Source organism: Pluralibacter sp., assembly GCF_019237635.1.
In the GTDB taxonomy this organism is placed as follows: domain Bacteria; phylum Pseudomonadota; class Gammaproteobacteria; order Enterobacterales; family Enterobacteriaceae; genus Enterobacter_B.
The window spans coordinates 1-11117 of the sequence record NZ_JAFAGS010000132.1; the positions used below are offsets into that span (position 1 = coordinate 1).

11 protein-coding genes and 1 riboswitch are annotated in these 11117 nt (G+C 55.5%); of the genes, 7 read left to right on the plus strand and 4 right to left on the minus strand.

Annotation, left to right across the window (positions count from 1 at the left end; genetic code table 11):
• The 4 genes from cbiB to pduF all read right to left on the minus strand — a co-directional run.
• A partial coding sequence (cbiB, locus tag JO226_RS15515; RefSeq protein WP_293602442.1) for an adenosylcobinamide-phosphate synthase CbiB occupies window positions 1-588 on the minus strand: 588 nt, incomplete at its 3' end.
• On the minus strand, window positions 585-1964 hold the full coding sequence (locus JO226_RS15520) for a cobyrinate a,c-diamide synthase (protein WP_293602443.1): 1380 nt from the start codon (window positions 1962-1964) through the stop codon (window positions 585-587). The genes JO226_RS15520 and cbiB, both read right to left, overlap by 4 nt.
• A 94-nt stretch (window positions 1965-2058) precedes the next feature.
• Window positions 2059-2234: riboswitch (cobalamin riboswitch) on the minus strand.
• A 296-nt stretch (window positions 2235-2530) separates the two neighbouring features.
• Entirely contained in the window at window positions 2531-3448 is a 918-nt protein-coding gene (gene pocR, locus JO226_RS15525; RefSeq protein WP_293602444.1) for a regulatory protein PocR, read from the minus strand.
• Between the two features lie 199 nt (window positions 3449-3647).
• Window positions 3648-4445 carry a propanediol diffusion facilitator PduF gene (gene pduF / locus JO226_RS15530; protein ID WP_293602445.1) on the minus strand — a complete coding sequence of 266 codons (798 nt, stop codon included), beginning with the start codon at window positions 4443-4445 and terminating at the stop codon, window positions 3648-3650.
• A 523-nt stretch (window positions 4446-4968) separates the two neighbouring features.
• On the opposite strand from pduF, the gene pduA reads away from it, so the two are divergent.
• The 7 genes from pduA to JO226_RS15565 all read left to right on the plus strand — a co-directional run.
• On the plus strand, window positions 4969-5253 hold the full coding sequence (gene pduA / locus JO226_RS15535) for a propanediol utilization microcompartment protein PduA (RefSeq protein ID WP_012906330.1): 285 nt from the start codon (window positions 4969-4971) through the stop codon (window positions 5251-5253).
• Window positions 5250-6062, plus strand: a complete 813-nt coding sequence (gene pduB, locus JO226_RS15540; protein WP_293602446.1) for a propanediol utilization microcompartment protein PduB — start codon at window positions 5250-5252, stop codon at window positions 6060-6062. Before pduA ends, pduB begins: the two co-directional genes overlap by 4 nt.
• A gap of 18 nt (window positions 6063-6080) precedes the next feature.
• Entirely contained in the window at window positions 6081-7745 is a 1665-nt protein-coding gene (pduC, locus tag JO226_RS15545; RefSeq protein WP_293602447.1) for a propanediol dehydratase large subunit PduC, read from the plus strand.
• A gap of 10 nt (window positions 7746-7755) precedes the next feature.
• Window positions 7756-8421 (plus strand): propanediol dehydratase medium subunit PduD, encoded by a 666-nt coding sequence (pduD, locus tag JO226_RS15550; protein ID WP_293602448.1) that lies wholly within the window; start codon window positions 7756-7758, stop codon window positions 8419-8421.
• Window positions 8422-8434: 13 nt separating this feature from the next.
• Window positions 8435-8956 (plus strand): propanediol dehydratase small subunit PduE, encoded by a 522-nt coding sequence (gene pduE, locus JO226_RS15555; protein WP_293602449.1) that lies wholly within the window; start codon window positions 8435-8437, stop codon window positions 8954-8956.
• 9 nt (window positions 8957-8965) lie between these two features.
• Window positions 8966-10798 carry a diol dehydratase reactivase subunit alpha gene (locus JO226_RS15560; protein ID WP_293602450.1) on the plus strand — a complete coding sequence of 611 codons (1833 nt, stop codon included), beginning with the start codon at window positions 8966-8968 and terminating at the stop codon, window positions 10796-10798.
• A partial coding sequence (locus tag JO226_RS15565) for a glycerol dehydratase reactivase beta/small subunit family protein (protein WP_293602451.1) occupies window positions 10788-11117 on the plus strand: 330 nt, incomplete at its 3' end. The genes JO226_RS15560 and JO226_RS15565, both read left to right, overlap by 11 nt.

Consider the following 11117-nt stretch of genomic DNA (forward strand, 5'->3'; position numbering starts at 1 on the left):
CATGCCGATCGCCCGGTATTTTTCGTGCTTGTAGCCCACCATGGAGTCGAGGGTATTCACCGCCTTGTAGGCCATCGCCAGCGGCGCCCCGCCCAGCAGGAGGAAGAACAGCGGCGCGATGATGCCGTCAACGGTGTTCTCCGCGACGGTTTCCACCACCGCCCGGTTGATCTGTTCCGGCTGAAGCTGTGAGGTATCGCGGCCCACAATCCAGGAAAGTTTTTCGCGGCTTTCATCAAGAGCGCCTGCCCGCAGGGGCCGCTCAACGTCCCTGGCGGCGTTAGCGAGGCAGCGCCCGGCCAGCACGGTGAAAATCATCCAGACTTCCACCACCCAGCCCAGCCACGGATGAATCGTCCGCGCCAGCGCCAGTACGCCCCAAGCGGCGCCCCATGTCGTCCCGACCACCACCAGCCACATCACGCCGCCGCCGATGCGCAGCGCGTTGTCGCTATGGCAGTAACGGCGAATTACCCGCTGTAGCGCATGGATGAGGTTGCCCATCCAACGCACCGGATGAGGCCAGTTTTGCGGGTCGCCAATGATAACGTCGAGCAGCCAGGCGGCACACCATGCCAGCAGCGTCATAGCGCCCCCCTTGCTGCTGCCAGCCAGCGGTTTAGCATCAGGGGCCGCTGGGCAAAATGGACGTGCAGATAGCTGGCGAAGGTGTTGCCCACCTGCCAGCCGCCGGACCACGCCTGTAGCGTCAGCCCATCGCGCTCTTTACGGCAGGCCAGTACCGCAGGGGTTTCAGGGGAAAAATCGGAGTAGTGGAATTCATGGCCGCGCAGCACTTCGCCAGCGTCCGCCAACAGCGTCGGCTGACGCGCCTGGGCTTCACAGTAGCCAAAGCGGGTCAGCCGCGTCCCCATTTTGCTGTGACCGGGGATGATATTCACCATCTGATGCGTTACACCATCGGCATCCTCAAGCGTGCTGCCGAGATACATCAGCCCGCCGCACTCCGCATAAATCGCCACGCCGCGCCGGTGCGCCTCGCGAAGGCTCGCCAGCATTGAGGTATTTTCAGCCAGCATCGCCGCGTGCAGTTCCGGATAACCGCCACCCAGCCAGACCATCTGGCAGTCAGGTAAATGGCTATCGCGCAGCGGGCTAAAGCGGACAATCTCAACGCCGGTACGTTCGAGCAGCGTAATGTTATCCGGGTAATAGAAGTTGAACGCATCGTCGTCGGCCATCGCCAACGTCAGGCCTCTGCCCGCATCTTTAGCAGGCCATTGCGGCCACGAACCCTGTGGAAGTTTCGGCAGCTGGCTCAACGACAGCAGTTGCCCGATATCCAGCGTGCGTTCGAGGATGGCGGCAAAATCCCGCCAGGGCTGCTGATTGACGACTGACTCGCGGGCGGTCACCAACCCCAGATGGCGTTCGGGTAAAGCTACGCCCTCCACGCGCGGGACGTAGCCGAGGACGGGAACAGCGCAGTAATGTTCGATGGCGGTTCTGAGCAGTTGAAAATGGGATTCGCTGTTGACGCGATTGACAATCACGCCCGCAATATTCAGGGCGGGGTCAAAGCGCTGAAAGCCCATTACCGTGGCGGCAATGGAGGTCGACACCGCTTTTCCGTCCACCAGCAGGATAACCGGACAGCCGAGTTGCTTTGCCATCGCGGCGGTGCTGCAGTAATTCGGGTCGGTGCCGTAGCCATCATACAGCCCCATCACGCCTTCGATGACCGCAATATCCGCCTGCTGCATCTGCTCGCAAAACAGCGCATTGAGTATCGGTTCGGGAAGCATGAAGCTGTCGAGATTGCGGGAGGCGGTACCGCTGACTGCCGTATGCCAGCCAGTATCGAGATAGTCAGGCCCCACTTTGCACGGCTGGACGCGTAACCCGCGCTGTTTTAGCACACTCAACAGACCCAGCGTCACCGTAGTTTTACCACAGCCGCTTCCGGTACCTGCCAGAACGAACGCGTACTGCTTTGCCGCCATGACCCTGATCCTGTTCAGGGTGGTAAGGGTATAGATACACGCAAACCCAGTCTTTCGACTGTATGCATCAAAGCAACCCACTTCCCACCGAAGTTGTTGAACGTTACCGACAGGCAGGTCTTCTGGCTTAGCGTCCTCCTCGCCCGCCCTTCCCAATCTTGCGATCAGTGGTCTTCACGGGGTCGTCAGCATCACAGCAGCGGGGGCTGCGGGGGATTCTCACCCCCTTCCCTGGCACATATGTGCCAAACCTGTCGGCTTACATTATGAGAAAACGACATGTTCTCATAACAGCAATTAAATACTTACGGCGTTTCGCTTCACCTTAGGTAAATACTTAACCGTAATGAAACATAGACTGAATAAAACGCCACGCCAGATTAATTGACCTCATTCCCAATGACTCAGTGCTTTATCACAAAAAATAAAAACCGCAGCGAGTTATGCTTAAAATCTCTATATTTCTTGCGCTATGACAAATTATCGCGCCACTTCATTTTTTTTCATTTTATAATGACAAAAATGCATTACGATATCAAAAATCGGCAATGGCAAAATATTGCTATTCAGGTCGCGTCGGAAGGTAAATTATCAGTCGCCTGCTGGCGGAAAGCCTGCGGCGTCACCTGGTAGGTCTGACGAAAAACTTTGCAAAAATAGCTGGTTTGCGAAAAGCCTAAATTACGCGCAATGCTGGCAATGCTCCAGTCGCTATGGCAAAGCAGTTCCCTGGCGCTGGCCATCCGTTGCTGGTTTACCCAGGCGTTGAAGCCGATCCCCTGATATTTTTTGAACAACTTGCTGAAATAGTACGGACTAAGATAAACGTGCGACGCCACGTCTTCCAGACGCAACTCGTCCGATAAATGCGCGTCGATATAGCGCAATGCCTTTTTCATTTTGCCGTCATGCGGATTGGGCCCACGGTTCTGACGCGCAGGCTCTGTTTGCGGTGGCGTATCTTTGATAACAACAAAATTAAGCTGTTTTTTCAGACAGTTTTCGACAATCAGCTTTAGCAGATCGGCAGATGCCATCACCCGCGAGTAGTCCATCTCCGGGACATTACGAAATTCATTGAGCAACTCAGGATCCGCCTGCCAGCGATCGTCGACGTTCAGAATATCGACCAGATCGACATCGCTGTCGTTACGTAACCGCACCTGTCCACAGAGCACGAAGCCAACCAGATGGCCAGAGATAACAAGCGGAATAGAAAAGTCGGTTAACCCGGCGTGGCAGCGATAAATACAGGGCTGGTCTGATTTTGATGCCTCCAGCCCCCCGCAGCGATCGCTCATACGACAACGGATACTGTGCTGAGGATGTTGCCGCATTAGCTGACAGAACGGCGTGAAATTAAAGAGTTCAGAAATTTCATCACCGTGAATATTGACAACCACAACCGCCAGGCTGGTGGCTTGCGCAAAATCCTGTGCGATTTTATTGATGAGTTCTGAGTTCAGTGTGCTCGCAGAAATCATGATAAAACCCCTCAGTTAATCCATTGTTATAATAAAAACATTTATTTTACATCTACCGTTTCATGCATTATCTCCATGCAGAAACAATAACAAAAGTCTCCCTGGGTCGGGAGACTTTTTAGCCAGTTCGCGACAGGAGATCACGAAATAATATTGAGAAATATGATACCAGGAAAATTTTTACGGACTGCCTCGCATTTTATTCAACCTGACAGGTATTACAGGGCAAATTCGCGCCAATGAGGTAGCGATAAATAGCCGCCCCCGCACAAGCACCAATAATGGGAGCCACGATCGGCACGATGAAATAGGGGATCTCGCGCCCGCCAGTCATGGCGATATTGCCCCAGCCCGCTATCCATGCGAACAGTTTCGGCCCCAAATCGCGCGCCGGGTTCATGGCAAACCCGGTAAGCGGCCCGGTAGATGCGCCAATCACCGCCACCAGGATCCCTATCAGTAAAGGCGCCAGAGCGCCTTTTGGCACACCGTTACCATCATCCGTCAGCGCCATAATCAGCCCCATCAGAATAGAGGTGATCACCACTTCAACCAGCGCCGCCTGCCATACGCTGAGCGCCGCTGCCGGATAGGTGCTGAAAATACTGGCCAACTGCAGGCTTTCTACGCTTCCGCGCACCATATTGTGCGCCGTTTCAAACTCGGTGAATAAGCTACTGTACAGCAGATACGCCAGCAGCGCGCCGCCAAAAGCCCCGGCCACCTGCGCGAGCGTGTAAGGTAAAACTTTACGCCCCGGGAAACAGGCGAACAGCCATAACGCGATGGTGATTGCCGGGTTCAGGTGCGCGCCTGATATCCCCGCGGTCAGATAGACCGCCAGTGAAATTCCCAGCCCCCAGATAATGCATATCTCCCATAACCCCAGACTCGCACCCGCAACTTTGAGCGCGCTCAGGCAACCGATACCAAAAAACAGAAACAGCCCGGTGCCCAAAAACTCGGCAATACATTGCGCTTTTAGTGAATCATTCATGGTGACACCTTCCTGGATAGTTCGTGTCTTTACCAGCGGACGCCTTGCTGGCAGCGAAGTACATCGAGCCTTACTATAAAAAGCGCGGTCTGCAAATTGTTGGCAACCTGAGGACCTCCCCCTTCGAAAAATCGTCTTGCGATAACAAATTCTTGTCATTCTTTTATTAATAAGGACACGGATATCGGGTGCTCTGGCTATTTAAATAAGGCCCTCAGAATAATAAAATATTGCCAGGAGCAGAGTCGTAATTTCAAACCAGCATCACAAATTCATTTTGCTCGCATAGCAAATGATATTTATCCTGTCATCCATAAAAATGTAAATATGGAATAGTCATAGCTAAACAGTCACATCTAACACGCAGCTATTTTCACCTTAAATCAATAACATAGAAAACAAGCAAGCAATTTTATATCATTGCCAGCCCACTATTTTTTCGCACTCAATTCCATCTCAGCCATTCTTTTTCCTCGCTTCTTTTTATAGTCATCAGCATCGGGAAACCCCAGGCGAGGTCTTTATGCAACAAGAAGCGTTAGGAATGGTAGAAACCAAAGGCTTAACTGCCGCCATAGAGGCCGCAGACGCAATGGTGAAGTCGGCCAATGTGATGCTGGTCGGCTACGAAAAAATCGGTTCAGGGTTGGTGACCGTCATCGTACGCGGTGATGTTGGCGCGGTAAAAGCGGCGACAGACGCCGGCGCCGCCGCCGCACGTAACGTGGGAGAAGTGAAAGCCGTACACGTCATTCCACGTCCTCATACCGATGTAGAAAAAATCTTACCAAAGGGAATTAACCCATGAGCAGCAATGAACTGGTGGAACACATCATGGCGCAGGTGATCGCCCGTGTGGCGACGCCAGAGCAAACGGTCATCCCGGATACCCCACATCCAAAACGAGAAACGGCTATGGCAGAGAAGAGCTGCAGTTTAACGGAATTTGTTGGCACCGCCATTGGCGACACCGTCGGTCTGGTGATCGCCAATGTGGACAGTGCCCTACTGGACGCCATGAAGCTTGAAAAGCGTTACCGCTCCATTGGCATTCTGGGCGCGCGCACTGGCGCAGGCCCGCACATCATGGCCGCCGACGAAGCCGTAAAAGCGACCAACACCGAAGTGGTCAGCATTGAGCTTCCTCGCGATACCAAAGGCGGCGCAGGTCACGGCTCGCTGATCATTTTGGGCGGCAACGATGTTTCAGACGTCAAGCGCGGGATTGAAGTCGCGCTCAAAGAACTCGACCGCACCTTCGGCGATGTATACGCCAATGAAGCCGGACACATCGAACTGCAGTACACCGCCCGTGCCAGCTATGCGCTGGAAAAAGCATTTGGCGCACCCGTTGGCCGTGCCTGTGGCGTGATTGTCGGCGCTCCGGCCTCTGTTGGCGTTCTGATGGCGGATACTGCGCTGAAATCCGCCAACGTAGACGTCGTGGCTTACAGCTCCCCGGCCCACGGCACCAGCTTCAGCAACGAAGCCATTCTGGTTATCTCCGGCGACTCCGGGGCGGTGCGTCAGGCGGTTATCTCCGCGCGAGAAATTGGCAAAACCGTACTTTCTACGCTCGGTTCGGCGCCGAAAAACGATCGCCCGTCCTATATCTGAACTCCGTGAGGCTGATTCATGAGATCGAAAAGATTTGAAGCACTGGCGAAACGCCCTGTGAATCAGGACGGCTTCGTTAAAGAGTGGATCGAAGAGGGCTTCATCGCGATGGAAAGCCCGAACGACCCCAAACCCTCGATAAAAATCGTCAACGGCGCCGTGACAGAACTCGATGGCAAAGCGGTCGGCGCGTTTGACCTGATCGACCACTTTATCGCCCGCTACGGTATTAACCTGGCGCGCGCCGAAGAAGTGATGGCGATGGATTCGGTGAAGCTCGCCAATATGCTGTGCGACCCGAATGTGAAACGCAGCGATATTGTTCCGCTTACCACCGCGATGACGCCAGCAAAAATTGTCGAAGTGGTGTCGCACATGAACGTGGTCGAGATGATGATGGCGATGCAGAAAATGCGCGCCCGCCGCACCCCGTCTCAGCAGGCGCACGTCACCAACGTGAAAGACAACCCGGTACAAATTGCCGCCGACGCCGCCGAAGGCGCATGGCGCGGATTTGACGAGCAGGAGACGACGGTGGCGGTGGCGCGTTATGCCCCGTTCAACGCTATCGCCCTGCTCGTCGGTTCACAGGTGGGTCGTCCTGGGGTGTTAACCCAATGTTCACTGGAAGAAGCCACTGAATTGAAGCTCGGCATGCTGGGCCACACCTGCTATGCCGAAACCATTTCTGTTTATGGCACCGAACCCGTCTTTACCGACGGTGACGATACGCCGTGGTCGAAAGGTTTCCTGGCCTCTTCCTACGCCTCCCGCGGTCTGAAAATGCGCTTTACCTCCGGTTCCGGCTCCGAAGTGCAGATGGGCTATGCCGAAGGCAAATCCATGCTTTATCTGGAGGCTCGCTGTATTTACATCACCAAAGCCGCTGGCGTTCAGGGTCTACAAAACGGCTCCGTGAGCTGCGTGGGCGTACCGTCAGCGGTACCGTCAGGCATTCGCGCCATCCTGGCGGAAAACCTGATCTGCTCGGCGTTGGATCTCGAATGCGCCTCCAGTAACGACCAGACCTTTACCCACTCCGACATGCGTCGCACCGCGCGCCTGCTGATGCAGTTCCTGCCGGGTACCGACTTTATCTCCTCCGGTTATTCGGCCGTGCCGAACTACGACAACATGTTCGCCGGTTCGAACGAAGATGCCGAAGATTTCGACGACTACAACGTTATCCAGCGTGACCTGAAGGTTGACGGCGGTCTGCGTCCGGTTCGTGAAGAAGACGTTATCGCCATTCGTAACAAAGCCGCCCGCGCGCTACAGGCTGTTTTTACCGGTATGGGGCTGCCGCCAATCACCGACGAAGAGGTGGAAGCGGCGACTTACGCCCATGGGTCGAAAGATATGCCGGAGCGAAACATCGTTGAAGACATCAAGTTTGCGCAGGAGATCATCAACAAAAACCGTAACGGTCTGGAGGTGGTGAAAGCGCTGGCCCAGGGCGGATTTACCGATGTCGCCCAGGACATGCTCAACATCCAGAAAGCCAAGCTGACCGGGGACTATCTGCATACCTCCGCCATTATCGTCGGTAATGGACAAGTGCTCTCTGCAGTCAATGACATCAACGATTATGCCGGTCCGGCAACGGGCTATCGCCTGCAGGGCGAACGCTGGGAAGAGATTAAAAACATCCCCGGCGCACTTGATCCCAACGAGCTTGGCTAAGGGGTAAACAATGGAAATCAATGAAAAACTGCTGCGCCAGATAATCGAAGATGTCCTGTCCGAAATGCAGACCAGCGATAAGCCAGTTTCGTTCCACGCACCGGCAACGGCCGCGCCTGCCGCGACCGCTGGCGACAGCTTTCTGACCGAAATCGGCGAAGCAAAACAGGGCGCCCAACAGGACGAAGTGATCGTTGCCGTAGGTCCGGCATTCGGTCTCTCTCAGACCGTGAATATTGTCGGTTTACCGCACAAAAGCATTCTGCGTGAGGTGATCGCCGGGATTGAAGAAGAAGGTATTAAGGCGCGCGTGATCCGCTGCTTTAAATCCTCCGACGTGGCATTTGTCGCCGTTGAGGGCAACCGCCTGAGCGGGTCCGGCATCTCCATCGGCATCCAGTCAAAAGGCACCACGGTTATCCACCAGCAAGGGCTGCCGCCGTTGTCAAATCTGGAGCTGTTCCCGCAGGCGCCGCTGCTGACGCTGGAAACGTATCGTCAGATCGGCAAAAACGCCGCGCGTTACGCGAAGCGTGAATCACCGCAGCCGGTACCGACGCTGAATGACCAGATGGCGCGGCCGAAATATCAGGCTAAATCCGCCATTTTGCACATTAAAGAGACGAAGTATGTCGTGACGGGCAAAAACCCGCAGGAACTGCGCGTGGCGCTTTAATAAGGATCCCATTATGAATACCGAGGCAATTGAATCGCTGGTTCGGGACGTGTTGAGCCGCATGAACAGCCTGCAGAGCGATGCGCCCGCGCCTGTTGTGGCAGAAAGTCACGCAACGCATACCGCGAAAGTGAGCGACTATCCGCTGGCGAATAAACACCCTGAATGGGTAAAAACAGCGACCAACAAAACACTGGATGAGTTCACGCTGGAAAACGTCCTCAGTAATAAGGTCACCGCGCAGGATATGCGTATCACGCCGGAAACTCTGCGCATCCAGGCGGCTATCGCCAGAGATGCCGGACGCGATCGCCTGGCGATGAACTTTGAGCGTGCTGCCGAGCTGACGGCCGTACCGGACGATAGAATCCTGGAGATCTACAACGCGCTGCGCCCGTATCGCTCCACAAAAGAGGAGCTGACGGCCATCGCCGACGATCTTGAACGTCGTTACCAGGCGAAAATTTGCGCAGCATTTGTCCGTGAAGCCGCAACGCTGTACGTCGAGCGTAAAAAACTCAAAGGCGACGATTAAGGGGCCGTTATGCAATTTATCGCGGGTATTGATATCGGCAACTCATCGACCGAAGTCGCGCTGGCGCGGCTTGATGAGGCTGGCGCGCTCACCATTATTGGTAGCTCGCTGGCAGACACCACCGGAATTAAAGGCACGTTGCGTAACGTGTTTGGTATTCAGGAGGCTCTTACGCTTGCGGCCAAAAACGCGGGCATCAATATCAGCGATATTTCGCTCATCCGCATCAATGAGGCCACACCGGTCATCGGTGATGTCGCAATGGAGACTATCACGGAAACCATCATCACCGAGTCCACCATGATCGGCCACAACCCGAAAACACCGGGCGGCGTCGGTCTGGGCTTGGGCATCACCATTACGCCAGAGGAGCTGTTAACCCGCCCGGCGGACACGTCTTACATCCTGGTGGTGTCATCGGCGTTCGATTTCGCCGATGTCGCCACCATGATCAACGCCTCCGTGCGCGCCGGATATCAGTTAACCGGCGTTATCCTGCAACAGGACGACGGCGTGCTGGTCAGCAACCGTCTGGACAAACCGCTGCCCATCGTTGACGAAGTGCTGTACATCGACCGCATTCCGCTGGGGATGTTGGCCGCTATTGAAGTCGCGGTACCCGGCAAAGTTATTGAGACGCTGTCTAACCCCTACGGGATCGCGACGGTGTTTCATCTCAATGCCGATGAAACCAAAAATATTGTGCCGATGGCGCGGGCGTTGATTGGAAACCGCTCTGCCGTAGTGGTGAAAACACCGTCGGGAGACGTGAAAGCACGCGCCATTCCCGCCGGAAATATTGAGCTACAGTCGCAGGGTCGCACGCTGCGGGTCGATATTGCCGCAGGTGCCGACGCCATTATGAAAGCCGTCGGCGAGTGCCCGAAACTGGATAACGTCACCGGGGAAGCCGGTACCAACATTGGCGGCATGCTGGAGCACGTGCGCCAGACAATGGCGGAGCTGACCAACAAGCCAAGCCGCGAGATCTTTATCCAGGATCTGCTGGCTGTCGATACGTCCGTTCCGGTTAGCGTTACCGGCGGGCTCGCAGGCGAGTTCTCACTAGAACAAGCGGTAGGGATTGCCTCGATGGTGAAATCCGATCGCCTGCAGATGGCAACGATCGCCCGCGAAATAAAGCAGAAGCTGTACGTTGATGTGCAGGTGGGTGGTGCCGAGGCTGAAGCGGCCATTTTGGGCGCATTGACCACGCCGGGCACGACCCTTCCGTTGGCGATTCTGGATTTAGGCGCAGGTTCTACCGATGCCTCCATCATTAACCCACAGGGGGAGATTATCGCCACCCATCTCGCCGGTGCAGGCGACATGGTCACCATGATCATCGCCCGCGAGCTTGGGCTGGACGACCGCTATCTGGCCGAGGAAATCAAAAAATATCCACTCGCCAGGGTGGAGAGTCTGTTTCATCTGCGCCACGAAGACGGCAGTGTGCAATTTTTCCCTGACCCGCTACCGCCTGCAGTATTTGCCCGCGTGTGTGTGGTGAAACCGGACGAACTGGTTCCACTGCCCGGTGACCTGGCACTGGAAAAAATCCGTGTCATTCGCCGTAGCGCCAAAGAGCGTGTTTTCGTCACCAATGCCCTGCGCGCGCTGCGTCAGGTCAGCCCAACCGGCAACATTCGCGATATTCCCTTTGTCGTGCTGGTTGGCGGATCGTCTCTGGATTTCGAGATTCCACAGCTCGTCACCGATGCGCTGGCACACTACCGGTTGGTGGCCGGGCGCGGCAACATTCGCGGCACCGAGGGGCCGCGGAATGCCGTCGCCACGGGGTTAATCCTGTCATGGCACAAGGAGTTCGCCCGTGGACGGTAACAGCAATACGCCCGCCATTGTTATTTCAGGCATCGGCGACAACATCCAGGCCTGGAATGACGTGCTGTTTGGCATTGAAGAAGAAGGTATTCCCTTCGTTATTCGGCCACAGACGGACAGCGATGTCACCCACTGCGCCTGGCTGGCGGCGCGGCAGTCGCCGCTGCTCGTCGGCATTGCCTGCGACAGTGAAACGCTGGTGGTGCATTACAAAAATTTACCCGCATCAGCGCCGCTGTTTACGCTGACGTATCGCCAAAACAGCCTTGACCGACGACGCACCGGAAACAACGCGGCAAGGTTAGTCAAAGGGATCCCT